General features: G+C 54.9%; 18 protein-coding genes and 1 pseudogene. 13 read left to right on the forward strand and 6 right to left on the reverse strand.

Features of this window, described 5'->3' with window-relative positions:
• Positions 1-283: 283 nt before the first annotated feature.
• From EJA05_RS04335 to EJA05_RS04365, 7 genes are all read left to right on the forward strand, one after another.
• Positions 284-1,240, forward strand: a complete 957-nt coding sequence (locus tag EJA05_RS04335) for a hypothetical protein (protein WP_125857449.1) — start codon at positions 284-286, stop codon at positions 1,238-1,240.
• Positions 1,241-1,286: 46 nt separating this feature from the next.
• Positions 1,287-1,556 (forward strand): helix-turn-helix transcriptional regulator, encoded by a 270-nt coding sequence (locus tag EJA05_RS04340; protein WP_371316857.1) that lies wholly within the window; start codon positions 1,287-1,289, stop codon positions 1,554-1,556.
• A complete protein-coding gene (locus EJA05_RS04345) occupies positions 1,553-2,146 on the forward strand; it encodes a hypothetical protein (protein WP_125857450.1) in 594 nt (197 codons plus the stop codon). Before EJA05_RS04340 ends, EJA05_RS04345 begins: the two co-directional genes overlap by 4 nt.
• Positions 2,147-2,698: 552 nt before the next feature.
• Complete coding sequence (locus EJA05_RS04350; RefSeq protein ID WP_125857451.1) at positions 2,699-2,980, forward strand: hypothetical protein; 282 nt, start codon at positions 2,699-2,701, stop codon at positions 2,978-2,980.
• Positions 2,977-3,261: a DUF3077 domain-containing protein gene (locus EJA05_RS04355; RefSeq protein ID WP_125857452.1), complete on the forward strand. Its 285-nt coding sequence runs from the start codon at positions 2,977-2,979 to the stop codon at positions 3,259-3,261. The genes EJA05_RS04350 and EJA05_RS04355 overlap by 4 nt, the downstream gene beginning before the upstream one ends.
• Entirely contained in the window at positions 3,258-6,158 is a 2,901-nt protein-coding gene (locus EJA05_RS04360) for a DUF927 domain-containing protein (protein ID WP_125857453.1), read from the forward strand. Before EJA05_RS04355 ends, EJA05_RS04360 begins: the two co-directional genes overlap by 4 nt.
• A gap of 88 nt (positions 6,159-6,246) precedes the next feature.
• The gene (locus tag EJA05_RS04365; RefSeq protein WP_125857454.1) at positions 6,247-7,125 is read left to right on the forward strand and encodes a hypothetical protein; all 879 of its coding nucleotides are present in this window, start codon (positions 6,247-6,249) and stop codon (positions 7,123-7,125) included.
• A gap of 141 nt (positions 7,126-7,266) precedes the next feature.
• Here the strand turns inward: EJA05_RS04365 and EJA05_RS04370 are convergent, their stop codons facing one another.
• Positions 7,267-8,961: a DUF262 domain-containing protein gene (locus EJA05_RS04370; protein ID WP_125857455.1), complete on the reverse strand. Its 1,695-nt coding sequence runs from the start codon at positions 8,959-8,961 to the stop codon at positions 7,267-7,269.
• Positions 8,962-9,398: 437 nt separating this feature from the next.
• Positions 9,399-13,181, reverse strand: coding sequence for a hypothetical protein (locus EJA05_RS04375; protein WP_125857456.1), 3,783 nt, complete (start codon positions 13,179-13,181; stop codon positions 9,399-9,401).
• Positions 13,182-13,950: 769 nt separating this feature from the next.
• Here EJA05_RS04375 and EJA05_RS04380 point away from each other — a divergent pair.
• Positions 13,951-14,586 (forward strand): DUF2971 domain-containing protein, encoded by a 636-nt coding sequence (locus EJA05_RS04380; protein WP_125857457.1) that lies wholly within the window; start codon positions 13,951-13,953, stop codon positions 14,584-14,586.
• Positions 14,587-15,246: 660 nt separating this feature from the next.
• A pseudogene (locus tag EJA05_RS28335) lies at positions 15,247-15,410 on the forward strand (Fic family protein); the annotation flags it as partial.
• A gap of 12 nt (positions 15,411-15,422) precedes the next feature.
• Here EJA05_RS28335 and EJA05_RS04390 read toward each other — a convergent pair.
• Positions 15,423-17,081, reverse strand: a complete 1,659-nt coding sequence (locus tag EJA05_RS04390; RefSeq protein ID WP_125857458.1) for a P-loop ATPase, Sll1717 family — start codon at positions 17,079-17,081, stop codon at positions 15,423-15,425.
• Positions 17,082-18,011: 930 nt separating this feature from the next.
• Here EJA05_RS04390 and EJA05_RS04395 point away from each other — a divergent pair.
• The gene (locus EJA05_RS04395) at positions 18,012-18,233 is read left to right on the forward strand and encodes a hypothetical protein (RefSeq protein ID WP_125857459.1); all 222 of its coding nucleotides are present in this window, start codon (positions 18,012-18,014) and stop codon (positions 18,231-18,233) included.
• A 69-nt stretch (positions 18,234-18,302) separates the two neighbouring features.
• Here the strand turns inward: EJA05_RS04395 and EJA05_RS04400 are convergent, their stop codons facing one another.
• Positions 18,303-18,896 (reverse strand): transglycosylase SLT domain-containing protein, encoded by a 594-nt coding sequence (locus tag EJA05_RS04400; RefSeq protein WP_125857460.1) that lies wholly within the window; start codon positions 18,894-18,896, stop codon positions 18,303-18,305.
• Between the two features lie 202 nt (positions 18,897-19,098).
• Here EJA05_RS04400 and EJA05_RS04405 point away from each other — a divergent pair, with 202 nt between their 5' ends.
• The 3 genes from EJA05_RS04405 (at position 19,099) to EJA05_RS04415 (ending at position 21,483) form a co-directional block, all read left to right on the forward strand.
• A complete protein-coding gene (locus tag EJA05_RS04405; protein ID WP_125857461.1) occupies positions 19,099-20,166 on the forward strand; it encodes a helix-turn-helix domain-containing protein in 1,068 nt (355 codons plus the stop codon).
• Positions 20,147-20,317 (forward strand): PIN domain-containing protein, encoded by a 171-nt coding sequence (locus EJA05_RS28340; protein WP_223811888.1) that lies wholly within the window; start codon positions 20,147-20,149, stop codon positions 20,315-20,317. The genes EJA05_RS04405 and EJA05_RS28340 overlap by 20 nt, the downstream gene beginning before the upstream one ends.
• A gap of 392 nt (positions 20,318-20,709) precedes the next feature.
• The gene (locus tag EJA05_RS04415; RefSeq protein ID WP_125857462.1) at positions 20,710-21,483 is read left to right on the forward strand and encodes a carbon-nitrogen hydrolase family protein; all 774 of its coding nucleotides are present in this window, start codon (positions 20,710-20,712) and stop codon (positions 21,481-21,483) included.
• 119 nt (positions 21,484-21,602) lie between these two features.
• Here the strand turns inward: EJA05_RS04415 and EJA05_RS04420 are convergent, their stop codons facing one another.
• Complete coding sequence (locus tag EJA05_RS04420; protein ID WP_125857463.1) at positions 21,603-21,893, reverse strand: type II toxin-antitoxin system RelE family toxin; 291 nt, start codon at positions 21,891-21,893, stop codon at positions 21,603-21,605.
• On the reverse strand, positions 21,883-22,122 hold the full coding sequence (locus EJA05_RS04425; RefSeq protein ID WP_125462610.1) for a type II toxin-antitoxin system RelB/DinJ family antitoxin: 240 nt from the start codon (positions 22,120-22,122) through the stop codon (positions 21,883-21,885). Before EJA05_RS04425 ends, EJA05_RS04420 begins: the two co-directional genes overlap by 11 nt.
• Between the last annotated feature and the right edge of the window lie 84 nt (positions 22,123-22,206).

Here is a 22,206-nt window from a genome sequence, read left to right on the forward strand (position 1 = left end):
AAGAAACGCATAAGGCATCGAGACCCAGCGATGCGTTACGGTCGTCACCGCTCGAGGATCGTAGCCACCAATCGCGGTGTTTCATGTGTGACTCGTGTTTCGGGGGCGGTGGAGCCGTTGAAGATCCTGGCCTCCGGACTGGAAACACATCGCTGCTCCACGCGGACAAGCAGGTGTATCAACGCTATATGGTGTATCGCACCATTGATACCTCTCGGCCCTGTCGGCAACTTAACGATCATCTATCGCGCAGGCTCAGTTTTCGATCAGGGGGGCGTGGGGTGTGATTTGGTCCGAAAATGAGGTGGAGCAATTCACGTTCGAGCTTGCGAATGCTGATATCAGTAGCCTGCTCGATGAGATCCAGATGATGGAAGATGCTGTAGCGGAAGCTGCACTTTTCCCTGAGTTCCGTGAGCACTTTCGCCAGGCATTCGATGTGGTAAACGAGGCAGCTTCATATTGGCTCGAAGAAGGCTTGGGGTATTCCAGCCAAGCAAGGCGGGTAATCCATGAGACGTTCAGGCAGCGTGATCGCATTTACGAGCGATTGTGCTATGCCCAGTCGTTTTCGCTGCCGGATGTAGTGCGTGAGGTGCTAGGTCAAGTTGAAGCTATTCCTAGCTCTCGAATGGCGGCGAGCTACGCTTTCGCGCAAGCGCTGGACGCTGTCCAGATGCTGGCTGATTGGCTGCTGAATGTTGAGCTCAATGTGTACGACATCAACCCTGACTTAGCCGAGTGCCTAAGGCTGAATGATCCCGAGTTTTTCCAAACCTTGGTTGAGCGCCAACGTCGTACCCAACCGGGCAGGGAAGCTGAGGTGAGAGAGACCTTTGCCCAGTGGGTGGCTGAGTCGGAAAAGGTGTTGATGCTTGCTGACCTTTATCGCCAGTCGGAAGTCGCGTTGAACTCTGGGACGCTTCAGCCAGGTAGTTTTTTTCCGACGATGATCGACAAAATCTACACCGTGAAAAGCTCCGAGAGGGCTCGCTTGGCAGGCAAGGGGAACAGTCGGCCAGGTACCGCTACTCAAGATGGAAAGATGAAGAAGCGGGAGCTCACCCGGGCCGCCGTTGAGCGTATCAAGAGGTCTTATCCTGAAATTGAACCTAAGGCACTGCTGTCCAGGCTGGTCGGTGTAGAGGGAATCGGAACACGGGACACGATTAGGGAAAATCTCAGAGAGCTGGGAGAGTACGGCCCTAGGAAAAAAAGAAAAACGAGCGGACCGTGTTGATTCGTTTTTGAGTTTTTAGTCTGTGCCTGTCTCTGTAGATATAGGCATGACTATGACCACTTTCTCCGCAGCAACCTCCCTCCACTCTGGGCGCGACCCTCAGACCACTCTGATACGCATCACTGAAGTGATGGCTATCGTAGGGTTGGCCCGTCCCACGATCTACAAGCTGATGCAGCAGGCCGAGAGTGGCTTCCCGCTGCCTGTGAAGCTGAGCAACAGCACCGCCCGGGGCGCCCCAGTAGCCTGGGTTCTTTCCGAGGTTCAAGCATGGACGCGTAGCCGCATTCAGGCTCGTGACCGGGTGGCGGCATGAGCGTGCGTCGTTATCACTTCACTGGCCCATTCCATGATCCATATGGCGCAGCGTTCTGCCTCTACAAGCCTGGGGATATCAACTGGCGCCACAGGACCATTGCAGGGGTGAGTTGGAACGGCCAGTCCCAAGAGGCATTCTTTTTCAACCCAGATGGGCTAGCCATTCCACTCCGCGCAAACCCGTGGGAAATGCCCGCGTTCATGCGGAAGCATGGAATCCGCCGCGAGTTCTCTACCATCGTGGGAGAAGGGCCGTTCGCAATGGACAAACAGCGGCGTTTGGGCCTCACAGCAATTCAACTGGCTGAATGGGTAACCTACTGGTTCACCGATGAGAGTTATCTCTTTTCGAATGACGCTGAGGTTTGGGCTCGCTGGGTAGCGAACGATCTGGAGGAAGAGCAGGCCACCAGCGAACAAAGCCATGCGTTTGGACGAGATCAGACAGACCTGGATACCTTCGTGGCTGAGAGCGTTGCAAAACGTGAAGAGTGGCTCGCTGAGGAGTACCGTCGCCGGTGCAGGGAAGACGCGAGGATCTTTGCCTGGTTGAAAGGCGAAGCGCACCCACCGACCTCTGGCAACTGACAGCACCTGCCCGCACTGCTCGAACGAAAACGCCCCCGGCGGCTACCGAGGGCGTTGAGGTAATTCTTCATGCCTGCTCAATCTAATCCTCCATCTGCGCTTGTGCAAGTAAGCGCACCTGTTGCGCTTCTGCTCGCTCACGATTACTCTGTAACAGTCGCTGCAAATTCAGTGACCGACCTTGGCCGGTCGAACAACTCAAGGCGCACAAGCGCCCACCATACGATTGCAGGCGCTTTTTTTGTGCCCGCAGTTTCGTGTTATGGCGGCTGTGCGTGGGACACCTTCGGGTGTGCCGGGTGCCTTGAGTCCCGGTCGGCCAACCCGCGTACAGCCGTCACCATTTCTTGCTTGGCCGCAAGCGGTGATGGCTCCTCAACTCAAGGAGCAACACCCAATGCACGCCCTCAATCCGTCCAAAACTCGCGCCGCTGCCCATCGGGCAATGGCTCTCGCCGCTCTGCGCACCGACTCCAGCCTTCGAACCCGCCTCACTCGCTACAACGACCATATGGCCAAAGCTCGCGCCTTGGAAAATACCGGGGGTGCGCAATGAGCATTTCGCTGAGCATGGCCCTTCCTGAAGATCTGCTCTGTGTTCCAAACCAAGCAGATGCGGGTATTCCCATTGATGCCATCACCTGCGCAGTTGAACGTGCCAGCGCCGTTCTGCTGTTGCTAGAGGACCAGTTTGAATGTGACACACCCCGCTTGGCGAACCACGTCATTGCCGCTGCCCTGTGGGACGTCCGCGGGACGCTGGGGCTGATCCGCACCCTCGCTATCCATGGTGACCAATCGACCCGTCGCTCGATGACTAGAGGTGCACAATGAAGACCCTCCTTCAGATCAACACCGCCGGTGGCGCGACCTTTGCTAAATGCAACTCCCAGAACGCGCCACTGTTTCGTGTAAACGCCGGCATATCCTGTGAGGAGGCACTGGAGCAGGCCTCGCTGCTGATGGATTGCATTAACAAGCTCACGCTTCGGGGAGGCATGGAAGACAATAGTGAAACCGTGGCGTGGGCAGCTCACTACCTCGGTGAGATGGCGAAGGCGATCATTGATGACGTTGCCACAGGGCTGCAACTTGCCCAAGGCGGTGACGCATGAGCGTAGTCAAGAACAAAACTCGTCGCCCCACCTTCGCCCAGGTCAAGGCTGAGGCGCTGCGACAGATCGATCAGGTGCTCTCGCATTGGCTACCCAGCGGCAAGCGAGTGGACGGTGGGAAGGAATACACCGCACCTAACCCAACGAGAAATGACAAGCACGCCGGCTCGTTGAAAATCAGCCTGAGCAAAGGTACTTGGGCGGACTTTGCTACGGGCGATAAAGGCGGCGACCTGATCGACCTGGTGCGCTACCTCGAGGGTGGAACCGATGTCGATGCTTGCCAGAAGCTCGTGGACCTTCTGCGCATTGATGCCGGTGTGGCCATGCCACCTCAGCCGGCCAAAAAGCCAGCTGCTGCTGAATGGCAGGCCGTGCTGCCGATTCCCGCCGAAGCCATGACGAAGTGCCCCAGCAAGCATCGACAGCATGGTGTTCCGTCCAAGGTCTGGTGCTACCGCAACGCCAAGGGCGAGCCATTGATGGTGCTCTATCGCTTCGATGAACAACGCGCCGAAGGTGAGCCCAGCAAAAAGGTGTTCGCGCCACTGACTTGGTGCATGCGTGGCGATCGCGGGCTGGCCCAATGGCGCTGGCAGGGGCTCGCGGAGCCTCGTCCTTTGCTACGGCTGGAAGAGCTGAGTGAGCGTCCTGATGCGCCGGTAGTGGTGTGCGAGGGCGAAAAGGCCGCCGATGCGGCAGCCTTATTACTGCCCGGGCATGTGGCCACCTGCTGGCCGAACGGTTCCAACTCCTGGCACAAGGCGGACTTCACCCCGCTGCAGGGGCGTGGAGTGCTGCTGTGGCCGGACAACGATGACAGCGGCGCGAAATGCATGCAGGCCGTGGCAGCCAGGCTGGCTGATTTGGAATGCACGGTGCAGACCGTCGACCTTGCAGCTTTCAAGCGCAAACCCGTGCTCAAAGGTGGCGCTCCCCACTTCGCTAAAGGTGGACGCTGGCTTGATGGTGATGACGCTGCCGATGCACTGGAAAGGGGGTGGACTGCCGAACACCTGGTATTGCTGGCTGAGAGCGGTGAACTATTCTCAGCTAAAGTTCAGAGCGATCCGCCGACGGTCGAGCCAGCCGATACGAAGTCCGGCAAGGCAGCCAAGCCTAAGTCCCGCCCCAACCGTGACCTGCTCCCGACCGGTTTTCGCCTCACAGAAGACGGTGTGTTTTATGCGACCGAGGATGGTGAGGCGCGCCCGGTGTGCTCGCCCTTAGAGATTCTCGCCCGGACCCGTGACGAGAAGGGTCACAACTGGGGGCTGCTCGTTGAATTCGATGACCCCGATGGCGAGAAGAAGCGCTGGAACATTCCGGCACGCACCATGACGGGCGACTTCGGCAAAGATGTGTTGGGCCCATTGGTCGATATGGGGTTGCGCTTGGCAGGTTCGAGGTCGGGCCGGCATGCGCGCAATGATCTGCAGAGTTATCTGCAGGGCTTCGACAGTACCCAGCGGGCGCGACTAGTCACCCGTCTGGGCTGGCATAACAACGCCTTCTTACTGCCGGATCGTCAGGTTGGCCAGCATGGTGAACACCTGCACTTTTATGACGCTGGCACTCAACTTCCTCCGATCCACGAGTCGGGCACGCTGGCGCAGTGGCAAAGCCAGATCGGTGCCTTGTGCATCGGCAATCATCGCTTGGCGTTTGTGGTCAGTACGGCCTTTGCTGGTCCATTGCTTCACCTACTGGGGCACGAGTCAGGCGGTTTTCACTTCTACGGCGACAGCTCTGGTGGTAAGACCACGCACCTGCAGGTGGCCGCGTCGGTGTACGGCGGGCCGCGATTGGTACGTTCCTGGCGATCGACCGATAACGCCCTGGAGTCGATCGCGGCAGCGCACTCCGATGGACTGCTGATCCTCGACGAGATCGGTATGTGCGACGCCCGCATCATTGGCGAGACGGTCTATATGCTTGGCAACGGTACCGGCAAAGCCCGGGCGAATGATCGCGGGCAAGCAGGCCGGTCCGTACAGGAATGGCGCCTGCTGTTTCTTTCGACTGGAGAGAAAACCCTGGCGCAGCACATGGCCGAGGCCAACAAGGAGCTCAAGGCCGGTATGGAAGTGCGCATGCTGGCGGTGCCGGCGAACGCCAGTAAAGGGTTAGGCATGTTCGACACGCTGTGCGGATTTGAGGATGCAGCAGCACTCTCCGACGCCCTTAAGCTGCGAGTGAGCAAGTTCTACGGGACGCCGCTCACGGCCTTCCTGGAGGCCTTGTGTGCTCCTGGCAAGCTCCCCGGTTGGGTCAGCATCATGCGCCGCAGCGTCGAACAATTTATCGCACAGAATCTCCCCGCTTCGGCGAGTGGACAGGTGCAGCGCGCAGCGTTGCGTTTCGGCCTGGCAGGTGCCGCTGGCGAGCTGGCCACCGCCCTGGGCGTAACAGGCTGGCCGGATGGCGTGGCACTCACCGCGGCACGCGTTTGCCTGCATGCCTGGCTGGCTGAACGCGGCGGTGCAGGAAACATGGAAGGCGAAGCCATCATGGCGCGTTTGCGTCAAGTCATCGAGCGCTTTGGTGAAAGCCGATTCACGCGGTGGGAGTCCACCGCCGCGAAAATCGATGAACACGGTCCACGCACAATTGACCGCTTGGGCTTCCGCAAAACGATGGAGCACGGCATGGGCGACACTATGCACACCACCATCACCTACTACGTACTCCCAGAAGCGTGGCGATCGGAGGTGTTCCGTGGAATGAATATCACCGCCGTGAACCGCGAGTTGATAGAGCGAGGCGTTCTACTGAGCGGCAAGGACGGAAAAGCGTCCTGCACCGTGCGCCTTCCCGGTATGGGCATGCAGCGCTGTTATGTAGTGTTGAGCGAACCCAACACCGAGGCCCCGCTGGCAGAGGCTGTGGCGGCCTGACGGCTGCCAGCCCACATGAGGCATGCGCCGGCGCGTCCGGCCTCGCCAGCCGCTCAACTCACACCTCACTTCTATGGATGACTAAGCAATGCAAAGCCTTGAAAAATTGAACACCGAACGCACCCAACACCAAGCAGAACTTAAGGAACTCAATGGGCAAATCTCCCAATACGAAGAGCACCTGAGTGACCCAAACTATGCTGAAACGCCAGCAGGTAACGAGCTTCAGATCCGCCTGCGGGAAGTGAAATCGAAGGTCGGAACCATCGAGCACAAAGTCTCCCTTATTGATCGAGACATTGCATGGTGGGACCGCAAAGCCAATAGCTCCGAGCTGATGGCAGAGTACAAAACAACCATGAGCAACTGGGCAACTGACAAGGTCGACCTGGAAGGCAAGCGCAAGGTGCTGAGCAAGCGCTTGGCGGAAACAAAGAGGCAGTCCGAGAAAATGATTGCTGATGCTCGACAGGCTGAGGAGGAGGCCGCGCGGGCCTACGCCCAGGCGGTTGCCTGGAGCGACGTAGAGGGCGAGAAAAAAGCTGCCGATGATGCGCAAAAAGCGGCGAAGGCTTTGGGCTCGGCGATGGAGCATCAGCGCCGCCAAGGCTTGATGATCGCTGCCATGGAGGAGGAAATTGAAACCATCGACGCGCACATTGAGGAAGCGGCTGAGGAGATTCTCAAGGCGGAGCGCTCTGCAGTTGTAGTGGCCCTTGAGCGCCTGGAAGAGCTGTGGGATGCATCAATAAATGAGCTTCTCGATTTGGGAGGAAAACTGTATGCCGCGAAGCGTTACATGGGGCGTGAAGGAATGGCATTTGACCGCTTTCACGTGAGTAGTCAAACGGAGAGCTACACCCATTGGAATGACAGAGACTTAGCTCAGATGAGTTATAAGTACTCCCCCTCGCAGATTATCGACATTGAGCTTCCCATTAAAAGCCAGATAAATATAGCCGCTTGATTAACTACCAAACGCATCACGTTCTCTTTGAGTCGTGATGCGTTTGATCCCGATATGCCATTTATCTATCGCTCACAGCCAGCGCTAAACACATCAGCAATTATCGAAGCCCTTGCAAAACGCTGGAATTTCTCCGGTATGTTAGAAGCGCCATACTAAATTGTAAGAGAGCGCGGCGATGCTGTCTGTGCGTGCCTGTGATAGAGCTGGAGTCCACTCAGTCAAGCCATGAAGCTCAGCAGGTATGTCATAGCCACTTTTCTCCAAAATCGAAAGCTTTTCGGAGATCTCCTTGGTTTTCAGAGAGCCATTTAGTTTTTGATCTAAAAATATCAGGTTTCCGAGCTGCCCGACATTTGTTTCCGTCCAGTCATTCGCAAAAACCGACTGTGGATGCAGATGCTCTATGGTTAGATCATCCATGTCGCACGGGTATTTGTAATTGTTGTGCTCGGATACTTTGCGGAGAATGTATCGCACCAAATTCTTTTGCTTTGAATTAGTGTTTGTGTAAGCGATTTCTCGGAATGCTACAACGAACTCATCAAACGAGGGGCGGCGAGCTCTAAGTTTGCTAATCAACTCATTGATTTCATCTCCGGCTTCTTGAGATGTTTCGGACTCAAATAGCCTTCTCGCAAAAGAAGAGTACATTGCAGATATTCCACCAGAAGATCGAGATGATGTAACCGCTGTAAATAGAAAGTGAAACTTTTCAATTGCGCTAATCGTGTCTCTAAATTTCCCGTACTTAATTTTTTCGTCCTTGTAGGCTCTCGTTAGGGATAGAATGGCAGGGGTTGGTTGCGATACTTTAAATAGCTGTAGTGCACTTAGGGATCTCGCGGCCTCAATTTCGTTTTTCGTCCATTCATACGCTGGCTCGTGAATGGAGCGATAAAGTTTGGCGTCAGATACAAGTGAATCCAAGTACTCTTTCGTTGTTTCCTTGGTGATCCTTTTTTTTATGACTGGGAACAGTTTTTTTAGAGGGACCGCCTCATGCCGCGAAGCCCAGTAATGGTAAATGAACATGTCAGTTGACAGGTCGGCGGATGAGTTATGAATAGTTTCCAGCACCGAGCCCCACTTGAGCTTTGCTACATCTACGGTGCCGCGCGCCTTTAAATTTTTTGTAAAGTGGTTTTTGACTAGGTCGCTAACGGAGAGATCTTTACCCCTAGTGTTTAGGGTTTCAAAAATCAGATATGCATCATCTTCGCTGTCGAGAACTACAAATATTAAGTTGAGGTTTAGAATGGTGTCGCGTAATTCGGTAAGTTTGTCGAATTTTGCTTTTTCTTTTAGCGAGTCAAGAATTGTTGGGTCGCTATCTACCGAGCCTAAAGCGTCATTTACCAAGTTGGTGAATATTTGGTGAGCCCTTTTTAGGTTTTGCTCTTCTGCAAGTATTTCTGTGTCAAACTCAGGCTCCCCGAATTTTTGAATGTGCTCTTGGAAATAGGGGAATGACGTTTCAGTTTTTAGTACGAATTCATTTCTATTATCTCGGTCTTTTCTCTCAATCAATTGATGCAGTCCGATCGCGGAGTCAGGATGCCCAAGTTCGTTGAAAGCGTCTCTTAAAACGCAAAGCAAGATAGTGGTTGTTGTAAGTCTTTGCTGGCCGTCCACAACCCCGAATGATTGCTTGGCTCGTTTGTATACTACCATTGAGCCGATAAAGTAGTCGTCGCCCTTGTTGGCGATTAGGTCGTTCCAAAAGTCATTGATGTTGTCGTCGTCCCACGAGTAAGGCCGTTGAAAACGAGGGATGTGAAAATAGCTCCCGTCCAGCAAGCTCTCAATATCCGTATCTTTTGATTCGATCTTCATTTGGTCACCAGTTAACTAGGGCCGCTATTTTTCGAAACGTAGAAGATAGCAGCAGCTCGAAGGCGGTGAAAGGGGGGGCGAATTGAAAGACGGCACTTTAATGCTCCATTCAGATCGCGTACCACGGGGCAAAAAAGGGGCTGTCCAGCCGTGCGCCAGGGTGCACCACACTCTGCGTGGTGCCGGACTCGTTCCGGGCTGCGGGCACCTCCAGCCTCGATAATTTCCTTGAGGGTTTGCTTCACACCGTCTTGCACCAATCTGTTGGTACAGGATTATAAGACCCTCGCCCATGAAAACATTTAGCTGATACGGCTGCTATCGATCCAAAGTTGGCTTCTTGGCGGAGGGCAGCCAACGGCGAAAAGCGGCCGTTGACGAGTCATGGCCTCTATGGTTTTGGGGGCCTACGAAATCCGGGATGATTCACAGGGCTGCTAGAAGCTCTCCTTTCTGAGATTGGCTTCTATATCTTCACGTTTTCCATGGCGTTCGTAGCCTTTAGCGATTTCCTCCAGCATTGTTGCTACAACGGGGTGAGAGTGTTGAACTCGCCTCGCCTGATCACGGAAGTATGTTGCCAACGCCCGCTCTTGCCCCCCTCCATCCAAGGGTAATCGGCTGGTCACTCCCCGCTTATTCGATGTGCCAATGCAGAAACCGATCCTCATTTCCTCTAGTTCAGGATTATCGAGTAGCTCTCTCACGGGGGTAAAAGGCCAGGTACCATCGTCATCTGCGGGGGCATGAGCAAGGATTTGTCCCAGAGTTTGATCACACATGGTTGGTCGATCAGCAAGACTGCACAAGTCACGGGTTTCATTGATGAATTTGTTAAAAATATCTCCTCTAATGCTCCCATCTGACTGAGTTCCCGGTAGACGCTTGCAAGAGTGCAGAATACTCCATGCACGTTCTGCAGCCGCCTTAGATCCTTCAGTCGGTTCTTCTCTGTCTCCATGTTCTGGTTTGTACAATAAACAAATTAATTCCTTGAAGAGCTCTGGCTGTGACATGACGCCTTCGTACAAGGCATTGGCCTTGACTTCGCGCCCGTATCGGAGTAGCGGAAATAGTCCAAACTCAAGATGTATTAGTGCCATCTTGTCAATTTCGTCAGACTCCTCCAGTCTTACTATCATTTTTTCGAGATGCCAAGATTCTAGTTTTAGGCCATCCTCCACTTCTCCATGTAATAGCTGCTGTAGAGCCGAAAAAAGCTGGGTAGGGTCGGTTTGTTCGAGGGAATATTGGCAGTATAGAAGTGCGCTCAGTGGTCGTTTAGCCACCAAGAGACGCTCCAATACAAACTCCAGATCCTTGTCGTTGCTTCGGTTATAAAGTCGCACGCCTTGCCAATAGGCTGCAGAAACTTCCGGGCCACATGCTTCGACCAGCTGCCAGGTCTCTTGATTTGGTGTCGCCAGAGTCAACGCCCGGGCCAGCTTTTCAGGCCGCCATGCGTCCTTTTTACTTATCCCAATTACCGCTTGAAGAAGCTCGCCCGAAGCCGGTGTGGGGAGTGTCTGCAGGAAGCCTGCAATACACAGACTCAAAGGCATACCAATAGAGAAGTCCTCGCCCTTCGTGGTGATCCACTCAGGCCAGAAAACATCGTTCCAGACAACCCGAGCCAATGTGGCTCCGACAGTGCTCGGCTCGGCGCACACCCTGATTAGATTCTCAATGCCGTCCATGCATTGGACTTGATAAATCTCGGTTAGTGCCGAAATTCGCTTTTGGGTTATGGCATTACCACGCTCCCAAGAGTCGTCATCACGTTCTCGGATAGGTAGCTCCAGCCAATGGCTGTCGAAAAGCCAGCGATGGCGAGTTACCAAGTCCTGTGGGGCAAGCTGGTCATAGTATGCCTCTGCAGGCGACAACCATTCATTCAGCTCGTTAGCTGGTGCGTCATCGTAGTTACGATGCCAATGAATAATCTGTCGTAGCGCAACTCGAATAGTTTCCCGATCTTCATCTTGCGCTGCTGACAGGGTGAAGGGCTCAATCAGGGCCAGCATCCTGGGTAGCTCCTCTCTATCTCTAAATGTGGTTTCTTGCAGCAAAGAGACGATTCGTGGAGCCTTACCTTCACTCAGTTGAAGTAGTTTTTCCCTAGCGAAATCCAACATTTCATGCATTTCATCGTAGGTAACGCCACGGCCGGCCCCTGCATCGTCTTCACGCCACTTTGGTCGGTGGGCAGGGAAGGCCGTCTGTTGGCCGACTGCCACAATCTTTCGCAAAATTCCAAAAGCGGCTTCATCATCCCTATCAATCAGTAAGTTGAGAACTTTGATACGCTCCGGCAAGCTAGCCGCGGTCTGTGGCAGCCAGGAGCGAAAGAGGCCGAACAAACTTCCGCTAGGCTTATTGCCCCAGTTCCCTTTCATTGGTACATGGCTGAGCTGAGCTAAGATGAGGGCTACAGGAGCCAAGCGTCGCGGAGCCCAGCCGAGCGTTTCCAATGCCCAAAGCAAGCCGGAGTGCCAGCAGCGTCCCGCCAAACCAGAATTACTGCTTTCGGAAATAAGCCTTGTCACAGGTGCATCCGACATCCGCAAACTGCGCTGTACGACACGAAGAAACTCATCTGGGGCGGCCTCTGCTAGGGTGGGCAAGTAGGACGCCAAAGAAAGCCAGCGTTGACCATCTGCCTTATCGAGCAATTCATGGATCAACCTTGATACGCGCTCTTCTATGTCTAGTGCTTGGATTCCCACTTGTTCTGAGCCACGCACAGCCAGTTTCATGAGTGAGTCGCAGATCGACTCAAACAGCAGTCCCGAATGGGGATGAACCTTGCCATGGACTTGCGCCATCCACCGATCGTCTTCCGGTAACTCCAGCTGAGGATCGGGTGTCGAGAGCATCTCCCGAGCAATGGCGAAAAAACGATCCAGTTGACCGCTAGTGATTCGGTCTCCACATTGGTCAAGCAGCTCCAATGGCGATTTGGCTTTCCATACCGCGCCGATATTCAGCACTGGGGCATCGTCAAGTCGGGCTAGCTGGCGTAAATCGCGCTCGATTTCTTCATAGGGCCGAGCAGCCAGTCGCTCGACCACTTGTCGATCTGCAGCAGTGTCTGCATACCAAGCTCCAAGCAGGCAAAGTAGAGGCAGGCTGGCTGATTGTGGGGTAAGCAACCAAGGGGGCTGTTGGATGGCAGGGTTTATGGCTCTTTGCCGGCGAAGGACGGTCCAGGAGCGTCCAGTGGTTAGGGCATAACGTTTGGCATCGGATTCCTCCATGCCGATGGTGATGAGGGCTTTCTCGAACTCGTAGATGTTCGGACGCTCCAATGCCAGTTCATCTCCCTCCGGTTTGCCGACCAAATCACCTGTGGCGTGGGGCACGATCACATGTAAATGTTCGCGCAATATCGGATTAAGGGCTATTTCAGTCCTTGCCGCTATGACAATCCGCAGTTGCGGATTCGCTTCCACATAGCGCCATCCCTGAGGCTCGGTCACGACCATGGCATGATCTTGCAGGTCACGGGAGGTCATTACCATCGCCACCGTAAAGGCTACGGCTTCTTCCACGCTGTCAGCACGTATAACCAACGGCTGAATCGAACTCGACGAGGTATTTGTCGTCTGGATTTTTTCAACCAGAGCATCAAACACCTGGGTGCGGTCCATGAATAGGGCTTCGGGAGTGATGGGCGGTCTGCATTGACGTGCCCACGAATCCCAGTATCGAGATAGGCTTACAACACCCCAGCCACTTAAACCCAGCTCTTCGGCAAACTGCAAAGCCACTGCCGGGTTTTGCTCGAGCCATTGCTCCAGGTCATCGGCATCATAGGCCCGGACCCCCGCCCATTCGCCTTTGCTGCACTGTTCCGCCACCCAGTCGAGTTTTTTTACCCAGCGCCGAGGAGTGACAAAAACAAAGGTGCATGCTGAACGTTCTGCCTCGCTTATTTGCTCCGTCCGTTTTTGGTAGTCGCCGTTAGCTTTACCAAGCACATTTTGATCGCATCCGATTTCCCAGCGGGATGCTCCTGAAGGCACCCAGGCATTACCCCTCTCACTGAAAAGGGTACCGTCCCACCCAGGGACATAGGTGGAGTCACCCGCAGGGAATGAAAGTTGGCGGGTCGTTTGGGGGTCGAAGCAAAGCCGCCTCACCCAGCGCGGTAGATCAGTTTGCGCTTCCTTGGCTTGAGTGCTTGCCCAGTTGACGATGTGGGAGGATGTAACTCGCATACTTCACCTCAGAAAAATGGAGCTCCGTCATCCCAACCGACTCCTGATTGGGGAATGTGTAATTGATGGCCCATTTATGGAATAAAAGTGCTGTAAAAATCAACTCACGGCTAGCTAGCCTAGGCCCGTTATTGCCCTTATTGAAACGTCACCGGAACCTTCTTAAATGGTGGCAACGCCGGCCTCGACAAGCTGCGCAAATGTCAATACTAAGAACGACTTCGTAACACCGTTACACACCCCCGTTTAGTTGTCACACATAATTTGGCATCGCTCCGATTTTTAAAAATCTATATAAATCAACTGGTTGCAATTGCGAAACACCTGATACACCTGAAACCTTACGCCAGCTCTGCTACATGTCTAACCCGCGCCCAGCCATCAATAAAACCTTCAGCGAGCGTCGGTTACGCGCTGCAAATCGTGTGGGCTTTGCCGGGGGACCCTGAGGAGAACGACATGACACGGGGCAGGAAACCCGCGGCGTTTTGTTAGCGGAACATCTGCCAGCTTAGTGAACTGGTTGACCAAGGTGAACCAGGTGAAATGTGTGTTTTCCTGATCATGACTTGCGACCCTTACCGTTTCTGTAAAGATTGGTACAGCCATACCTCAGCAGTGGGCTGACGCCCACGAACAACAACCCTTCAGACTCTTCCTCTGCTACTGATCCCGCCTAGGTGCCCCAACGCTTTCGCATCGGAACGTTTCCTTTATCCCGGCATCCCTTTAGTCTCCCGTCTCTGAAGGTCAGAACTCACGAGGCGCTATGTTCTACACCGACGACTTTATGTATGAGGTAATGGGGATCGAAAGACTGCCCGAGAGGTTGTATCACTACACCTCCGTAGACACCTTGGGGCTCATTCTGGCCAATCAGACACTCCGCTTCGCCCGCCTCGATGGGGTGAACGATCCCGAGGAGGCGATGGCCGAGGATCTTCCCTTAGCTTCTACGCTGGTTTTCACATCCTCTTGGACGGCTCAGACCAAAGAGTCGCTGCCAATGTGGAGTATGTACACCGGCCTGGCCGGTGTTCGGATCGCACTCCCTATCAACCCTTTTCGCGGGCGGCGTGCGCCCACTGTGTACGAGAAGGGTGGGGCCATGCAGACTTTTGATGGGCGGGTCTCGCTGACACGAGAAGGTGACTCTTGGCACTCTTCCTCTTCGATGGTCTTCGGTCCTAACAAGATCTATTACACGGATGAACTTCCGTACAGAAACGGATCCTGCCTGTTGGCCGACCGTGGAACCTGGTCTGTTCAATTACACGATTTGGGTATGGTGAAGAACACCCACTGGTCCTACGAGGAGGAATGGCGATTCAAAGTCATCGCAGCACCTTTCGAAGTCCAGCTGAAGGAGCCCGATCCCCCTCTCGCATCCTTTTTACGACCTTAAGCAGTATCCGGTCAGGGAAAAATGGGTAGACCTGCCGTTAGATCCTTCGTGTCTAGCCGAGATCGAGGTAGTGCTTGGGCCCAAAATCAGCGAAGAGCAGGCGTGGCGGGTAGAGGCCATGCTTGCCGCCCACGCACCTGGAGGTCGCATATTGCGAAGCACGATCAAGATCCGTTGATGGGGGGCGACGTGCCTATGGCGATTGCTCATCGAAGGGGGTGGATTTGTGAATAGGGATACATTTAGGGATACGGCTGAGATAACTAATCAGCTGATCGCCGTAACCATTGGGTGATATGGGTGTCATTCGATTCCTGTCTCCGGCACCATTCAGTAGGTCTGATACAGCGTCCCACGCTGTTGGCCTTCTCCAAAAAAGCCCGCACTTTGCGGGCTTTTTTGTCTCCGTCCCTATCGTTTCCAGCTGATCAGGCCAGCTCCATCCTATGGCTGGGTTCGAGTTAGTGGTTAGCCACATTCCACTTACGGTTGCATGGCTTTTGAGATAGTGCTTATCTGATGATTGGCTTTTGCCCAGCATTTACGGGCGTTTGTGCGAAATTTTTCAAGATAATGCTTTTGCCGCTCAGAGATAATTTTCAGATGGCCGGATTTGCCCACCATGATCTCCAGTTGCTGAACCCGTCCTTCGACTCGCCTTTGGTAGACGTGCTGAGCGAGCTTGAATTCCTGCGCAGGATGAGGCTTGAGGAGGACACTACACCGCAGGTTTTCTTTCAGCTCCATACCCTAGAGAGCTTGAGATCTGCCCGAATCGAGGGGAGCCTGCCACCTTGGCGGACTACATCGAGTGCAAGGTCGACTCGTAATTATCGTCAGTCTAGGTCTTCAGTCTCAAATATCTCTTTTTGCTCAGTGATGACATCAAGGGCGCGATAAAGCATTTTGTGAATTTTCATGTGCTCAACTCGTTTGACTTCACCCTTGGTAACTGAAGCTTGGTCAACGTAGGACCAGATATATGTCTCCATTGCCCCGGTTTTCGCCCCGATAGCGCCTACCCTATATAGGCAGGAGAGCAGGCTTGATAGGACTTCAGACTCTTTAATTCCTTGGCTGTCATAGTATTTTTTAACAGTCACTACGCATGGGTCAGAGGTGTCATTGTTGTAGAGTGTCAGCATGACATCTTCCAATCTCGCGTCCTTGATCATCGAGCGAGTGAAAGTAGCTTTTAAGCCACGGAGAATTTCCACCGTGTCTTCAAAGGATGGATAAACCTCACTCCATTCTTCCTTCAGAGATTTTAACCGTTTTTCTGAGTATTGCGCTTCAGCCGCAAACAGGGATCTCCAAGAAATGCGCTCGCGATCAGCAGCAATAACAAAGCTCTCGTTCACAAATTGTAGAATGTCGCGTGGCCGACGTAATGTGCGCTCAATGATAAATTCCATTGCGGTTTGTCCTCCTCCTTTGCGGGGCTTAGGAAATACATCATCAAACTGTACTAGTTGTTTCGTGTACTGGCTTTTAAATACTTCATTAATGCGTAGCTCTATTAGTCGTGCCAGTTCCTCTGGTGACCATCTCAGCTCAAGGAGGTATGATTCATATTTCTCCTCCTGGAAGCCCGAATCTCGGGTCATGTCAAATACCAGGACCAGTAAATCCTTCCGCAGCGCGGCAATAATTTTGGTCTGGCGAACTCTCCGGAATGTTTTGATTTCCTCTATCAGGGCTCGGATGAAGCGAACCCTGGTTTCCGTGCTGGCCCATTCTTCATCTAGCTGGTCAATTAGAATGTAAAATCTTTTCTGAGGGTCGTCAAACGAATGCTCAGCCAATAGATCTAGAACTTCATTAAGCTTACGTATCTGTAAGCCATTGACTACAAGGCTTGCGCGTTGTTTTATTTCAACTCTGTCTTCATCAGATAGCTTTTTTGCCCCCTCTAGCGAAAGAGCTATACCGGAATATTTTGCGCCGATAGAGTTTTTAGTGTCAGTTTCTAGCTTGTTAGTTATTATCCGAAGCTGCTCATCGGTGTCTAACCAGAAGCGGTCTCCCCATTCGCCAAAGTACTCTAGTGCCTTTTTTTTGGTTGCATCCCTGTTGAACGTGCTGACTAGGCTGTCAATAAAGCTTTTGCTTTGAAGCTCATTTCTAATATCATATCTGAGCTTCAGGAACTCAATGGTAAGTACATGGCGCCATAGAAGTCTATAAAAAAGATCAAGATTTATATTTAGCGCGCAAAAAAACTGAATAATATCTGAGTATTCTAGAAAGCGAACAGAGACATCGTTGGGGTCAAGCTTGACAACTTTCTGAGCCGTGGACTGAATTTTATAAAGTAAAGCGCTTTTTCCTGATCCAGTACGCCCCAGAATGATTGACTCTGGAGAGTCTACGTCCATCAGCCTATTCAAATAACCGTTGTCGACGAAGCATCGGTTAAGTAGTTCGGCGTCTCCTTCCGCATCCAGAGCGCCAACTTTCAAATTTCGAGTGATTTTCAGGCCTTTTTCGTCCATTTAAAACCTTTAAAATTTTTATATGGGTTTGATTTTTGGGCTGAACGGAGCGACACAGATGAAATCAAGGTAGCCTTGAGGATAGCATTCGGTGCGCAAATAGCGCCTAAAGCATAGTTTTTTGCTTGAATTGGAAGCTAGAAACCGGTGTTTCTCCAGCTGCTCTACTCATCATCAACATTTAAGACCCACCGCTGGGTATCAGTTATCCGGAAAGAGTACTGTCCCATGGCTGCGTCAGGTATCTGGACCGGGTGTGAAGCGGGACCGATTCAGCTGTGATAAGGCAGCGTACATAAGAGACCATCTGGTCTGCCGGGTTATCTTTTCCCCGCTTCGTCAATCTGCGTAAAGCTGCCACCCTCACCACTCATCCATATCGAGCACGCCCCCATCATGGCGACAGTAAGTGGGACATCTCCCGTGTGCCGGTTCCTTTCACCCCGGTCGGCTAACCCATGTACCGTCGCCTCCCGGCACCTTTTCGCAAGCCATTTCCTACGCTTTTCCAAGCCATTTCCTAGTCCCAAGAACCTTGCCCTAGCAAGCCCCAGAGAATAAATTCCCCTCCAGTCGCGGCAAATTCCGCGACCGGGTTTGGCGACCCGGGTAAACTTGGCGCAGCAGCGCCCCACACGATTGCAGGCGCTTTTTTTGTGCCTGCAGCCTCGTGCCATGGTGGCTGTGCGCGGGAGACCTTCGGGTCTGCCGGGTTCCAAGTTCCCGGTTCGCCAACCTGCGTACAGCTGCCACCCATTGTTTGGCGACAGTGCGTGGTGGTTCCAACCTAACTTGGAGTCTCATGCATGACTTTCACACGTCTGTACAGGATCCTCGCATCCGCTCTCCGCCGCCCAACCCCCGCGGCCACTCCATCCCCAACCTTCTACCCAATCGACAGCCAGTCCCTCGCCACCCGTGAGGTGCCCCATGACTGACCACGAGCGCCTGTCCACCATCCAAAGCTACGCCTGGACCCTCGAACTGCTAGGCGAAGCCCTGGTCCAGCACGACGAAATGCTGGAATGCGAACACAACCCGCAACTGAGCTTCCGCAACACGGCGGGGATCCACCAGGCAATCCGGATCATCAGCCGGTTGGCCAGCGAGCAGGTCGGCAAGCTGGAGGCGATGAGAGAAGAGGGGATATGAACGGCTGATGCTACGCGTCACAGGGGCCGCTTTGCGGCCCTCTCGCGTGGCCTTTATCGGCTGGCCCCATCAAAACCACCCACCCCGCGAAAGCTCCTGCTCACAGCTGCGATACTGCGCCCCAAACACCTCCGCCCGCGCCTGAACCTTCTGCGAGACGTTCAGCAACCAGGGCTTGGCGTCATAGCTGCGGTTGCGGTAGCCGCCCCAGCCTTCGTGGTAATTCAGGTACTGGCCGTAGGCGTCCCACTTGGACACGCCATTCACCCGCTGGCTCTTCTGCATGTACCAGCCCATGAAGTCGACGGCGTCGGCGAAGTCGTCGCGGCTGGCGCCCCAGCCGCCGGCTTCGCGCTTGTAGTCGGCCCAGGTCTCGTCCTTGGCCTGGGCGTAGCCGTAGGCGGTGCTGACCCGGCCCCAGGGGATGATGCCGAGGAAGTAATAACGCGGCGGCAGGGCGTCGTGCTTGAACGAGGATTCCTGGTACATCATCGCCATCGGCACCTGCACCGGCGCACCCCAGCGCGCCTGCATCTTCAGCGCCGCCTCGTGCCATTTCGGCTTCTCGCGGAAGATCTCGCAGAGGTTGTCGGGGTTGGCGGGGGGCTTGGTGGCACAGCCGGCAAGCGCCAGGAGCAGGGCTGGCATCGAGAGCCGAAGCATGGAGGGGGTTCCTTTTTGCAGACGTCGGGATCGCAGGTCGCGGGCGCTTTATACAGGCTTTGCAGGCGCATATGAACCAGCGGCCGGTCGCGCGATCCCTGGCTGCGGCCAGTACGGCCGTCGCCCATGCCTCGACGGTCAGGCTTATCGGGTTTATATTTCTCGAATATTTTTAGTATTCGTAAACCGAGGGAGACAGCCGATGATCGGCGAGCGGCTCAAACGTGCCCGCGCTGCTGCTGGCCTGTCGATGCAGGCGCTAGGCGATCTGGTTGGCGTGAGCGCCAACATGATCAAAAAGTACGAACATGACCAGAGCATGCCCAGCTCCGGCGTGCTCGTGCGTTTGTGCAAGGCGCTGTCGGTGCGCGCCGAGTATTTCTTCCGCCCGGCCAAGGTCGAGCTGGCGGGGGTCGAGTATCGCAAGCGTTGCAGCACCCCCAAGGCAATCCTGAAACGCATCGAGGCCGATGTGCTGGATCAGGCGGAGCGCTGGCAAGAGCTGATCAACCTATGGCCGGCCTATCCCGTGCAGTCGTTCAGCGTGCCGGCAGGCCTGCCTGATGAGGTTGCCTCACTGCAGGCGGTCGACAGCCTGGCCGACCAGGTGCGGCAGCTGTGGGGCCTCGGTTCGAGCCCCATCCCAGACTTGATCGACGTGCTGGAGACACACGGGATTCTGGTGATCATCACCCAGGTCGATGCACAGGCGAAGTTCGACGGTTTGCAGGCCAGCGTGGCTGGGCAGCCGGTCATTGTGGTGTCGGCGGACTGGCCGGGCGATCGTCAGCGCTTCACCCTGGCCCACGAACTTGGCCACCTGTTGATGCACGGTCGGTTGGCCGAAGCGCTGGATGAGGAAAAGGCCTGTAACCGTTTTGCCTCGGCATTGCTGGTGCCTGCCAGCGCCATGCGGCAGCATCTGGGCGATACCCGCCACAGGCTGGAGGTTCGCGAGTTGTACCTGCTCAAGGCTGAATATGGCCTCAGCATGCAGGGTTGCCTGTACCGCGCTGGGGACCTGGAGATCATCCCGCACGCCGTGCGCGAGCGGTTGTTCCTGGTGTTCGCCAAACAGGGCTGGCGCAAACAGGAGCCTGGTGCGGCGTACCGGCCAGAAACCACGCGGCTGTTCCAGCAACTGGTCTACCGCGCGCTGGGGGAGGGGATTATCGGCGAGTCCAAGGCGGCGGAGCTGCTGGGCATGACGGTGTACCAGTTCCACCAGGCGCGCAAACTGGAGTTACTGGATGCAGCTACTCATCAGTGATGCCAACATCCTGATCGACCTTGAAGAGGGCGAGCTACTGGCTCAACTCTTCACGCTGCCTTACCAGTTCACAGTGCCGGACATCCTCTATTTCGATGAGCTCGAAGCGCAGCATGCCCATCTGTTGCGCCTGGGGCTTGAGCTGGCTTAGCTGAGCCCATCCACCCTGCTGTATGCCATGGAACTGATAGGCCGAGTCAGCGGGCCTGGCCGCAACGACTGCTTCGCGTTGGCGCTGGCAAGGCAGGAAAAGTGTCCGCTGTTATCCGGGGACGAAGCGCTGCGCAAAGCGGCCGTGCAAGAAGCTGTCGAGGTGAAAGGCACGCTCTGGGTGGTCGAGGAGCTTGTTCGAAACGCTGTCATCACTGTCGATCAGGCCCATGAGGCTTATCGTCGGATGCGGGCGAATGCACGACGCCTGCCTTGGTCGATTGCCCATCAGCGGTTAGATGACTTTTATCCTTAGAGGCGGGTTTACCAGGCCGGGGGTTGTCTTCTGGATAACGGTTGCGCAGAGTCTGCCTACCTTGCCAGGAGACGCCCATGCCGCAAGCCATTTTCGCCGCCGCCCAGTGCGCCATTCGCGATGGCGATATCACCGCCAACCTGGCCTTGCACCTGGCTTTCATGCGCCACGCCCATAAGCACGGCGTAACGCTGCTGCTCTTCCCCGAGCTGTCCCTCACCGGCTACGCACTCAAGACGGCCAGTGCCCTGGCCCAGGGCCTGGACACGCCACTGCTGGCGCCGCTGCGCCAGTTCGCCCAAGAGGCGGGCATGACCACGGTGGTCGGCATGCCGCTCAAGGTGCCGGGCCAGGACAAGCCCCGCATCGCGGCGTGCATCCTCCACCCGGATGGCTCGATTACCGCCTACACCAAGCAACATCTGCATACCGGCGAAGACGTGTTCTTCGGCGCGGGGAGCGGGGGCGAGTTGCTGTCTGTCGCCGGCGTGCCCGTGGCCTTGTCGGTGTGCGCCGATTTCACCCATCCCGAGCATGCCGCTCATGCGGCGCAGCGTGGCGCGCAGGTGTACGCGACCGGCGTGCTCATTGGCGAAACGGGTTATCCAGCGGATAGCGCTTTGTTGCAAAGTTATGCACAGCGGCATGCCATGGTGGTGCTCATGGCCAACCATGGCGGCATTACTGGAGGCTGGGCTGCGGCTGGGCGTAGCGCGTTCTGGGATGAGCAGGGGCGGTCTGTCGCGGCTGCTTCAGGTGCTGGCAATCGGCTGTTGGTTGTTTCAGAACGGGGAGGGGAGTGGACGGGGCGCGAGATCTCTATGGCGATGGATGCCGCTGAATTGGCCTGAAGGCAGGGCGATCCTGTTAAGTGTTTTTTTGAGCTGTAAGTGCCGATGGTTTACAGCTAAAAAGCAGGTTTACAGGTACATATCGTGCGCTGATATCGATCCGGGTTCAGCGGCTTGAGTCACTCGCTCAATCGCTCCGCCGCCTTGCGGTAAACCTGGTCTCGCTCCCGTTTATCCACGCTGATCACGAACACTACGACCTCATGGTCGATGACTTGGTAGACCAATCGATAGCCACTGCTTCGCAACTTGATCTTGTAGCAGTCCGGGAAGCCGTGCAGGCGGTTCGCTTCAACCCTTGGATTGAGCAATATCGTTGCCAGTTTCTTCTTGAACTGTTGTCGAAGGGTGTCGCCGAGTTTCTGCCATTCCTTAAGTGCGCGCGCATCGAATTCGAGGTTATAGGTCATCCAGCGTTACCTTCACCCTCTGAGGGGCGGCCAGACGTTCGCGCACGGTGGCGAGCAAGGCTTCGTCGTCTTCGGTCAACAACACAGGCTTGAAAGGCAGTTGCCCACGCTCAGCGACATACTGCAACGCCTGGCGCATCAGTTCGGAAGGGGTTACGCCCAGCTTTTCCAGTTCACGGTAGGCACGCACCTTGAGGTCGTCGTCGATCCGCACATTGATGGACGCCATGGTTTTGGCCTCATTTGTAATGACATTGGTCTGTACAATGAGCCAATGCTGCCTGCGGAGCAAGGGGGCCGGTGAGATTACCGA

The sequence above is a fragment of the Pseudomonas oryziphila genome (genome assembly GCF_003940825.1).
GTDB classification, from domain to species: Bacteria; Pseudomonadota; Gammaproteobacteria; order Pseudomonadales; family Pseudomonadaceae; genus Aquipseudomonas; species Aquipseudomonas sichuanensis.

Bases quoted from the DNA above. Each gene is read 5' to 3' on its own strand.
- EJA05_RS04405 (WP_125857461.1), top strand. From the start codon at position 19,099: ATGATCGGCGAGCGGCTCAAACGTGCCCGCGCTGCTGCTGGCCTGTCG.
- EJA05_RS04355 (WP_125857452.1), top strand. From the start codon at position 2,977: ATGAAGACCCTCCTTCAGATCAACACCGCCGGTGGCGCGACCTTTGCT.
- EJA05_RS28340 (WP_223811888.1), top strand. From the start codon at position 20,147: ATGCAGCTACTCATCAGTGATGCCAACATCCTGATCGACCTTGAAGAG.
- EJA05_RS04380 (WP_125857457.1), top strand. From the start codon at position 13,951: ATGTTCTACACCGACGACTTTATGTATGAGGTAATGGGGATCGAAAGA.
- EJA05_RS04415 (WP_125857462.1), top strand. From the start codon at position 20,710: ATGCCGCAAGCCATTTTCGCCGCCGCCCAGTGCGCCATTCGCGATGGC.
- EJA05_RS04375 (WP_125857456.1), bottom strand. From the start codon at position 13,181: ATGCGAGTTACATCCTCCCACATCGTCAACTGGGCAAGCACTCAAGCC.
- EJA05_RS04350 (WP_125857451.1), top strand. From the start codon at position 2,699: ATGAGCATTTCGCTGAGCATGGCCCTTCCTGAAGATCTGCTCTGTGTT.
- EJA05_RS04360 (WP_125857453.1), top strand. From the start codon at position 3,258: ATGAGCGTAGTCAAGAACAAAACTCGTCGCCCCACCTTCGCCCAGGTC.
- EJA05_RS04400 (WP_125857460.1), bottom strand. From the start codon at position 18,896: ATGCTTCGGCTCTCGATGCCAGCCCTGCTCCTGGCGCTTGCCGGCTGT.
- EJA05_RS04345 (WP_125857450.1), top strand. From the start codon at position 1,553: ATGAGCGTGCGTCGTTATCACTTCACTGGCCCATTCCATGATCCATAT.
- EJA05_RS04340 (WP_371316857.1), top strand. From the start codon at position 1,287: ATGACTATGACCACTTTCTCCGCAGCAACCTCCCTCCACTCTGGGCGC.
- EJA05_RS04420 (WP_125857463.1), bottom strand. From the start codon at position 21,893: ATGACCTATAACCTCGAATTCGATGCGCGCGCACTTAAGGAATGGCAG.
- EJA05_RS04395 (WP_125857459.1), top strand. From the start codon at position 18,012: ATGACTGACCACGAGCGCCTGTCCACCATCCAAAGCTACGCCTGGACC.
- EJA05_RS04365 (WP_125857454.1), top strand. From the start codon at position 6,247: ATGCAAAGCCTTGAAAAATTGAACACCGAACGCACCCAACACCAAGCA.
- EJA05_RS04425 (WP_125462610.1), bottom strand. From the start codon at position 22,122: ATGGCGTCCATCAATGTGCGGATCGACGACGACCTCAAGGTGCGTGCC.
- EJA05_RS04370 (WP_125857455.1), bottom strand. From the start codon at position 8,961: ATGAAGATCGAATCAAAAGATACGGATATTGAGAGCTTGCTGGACGGG.
- EJA05_RS04390 (WP_125857458.1), bottom strand. From the start codon at position 17,081: ATGGACGAAAAAGGCCTGAAAATCACTCGAAATTTGAAAGTTGGCGCT.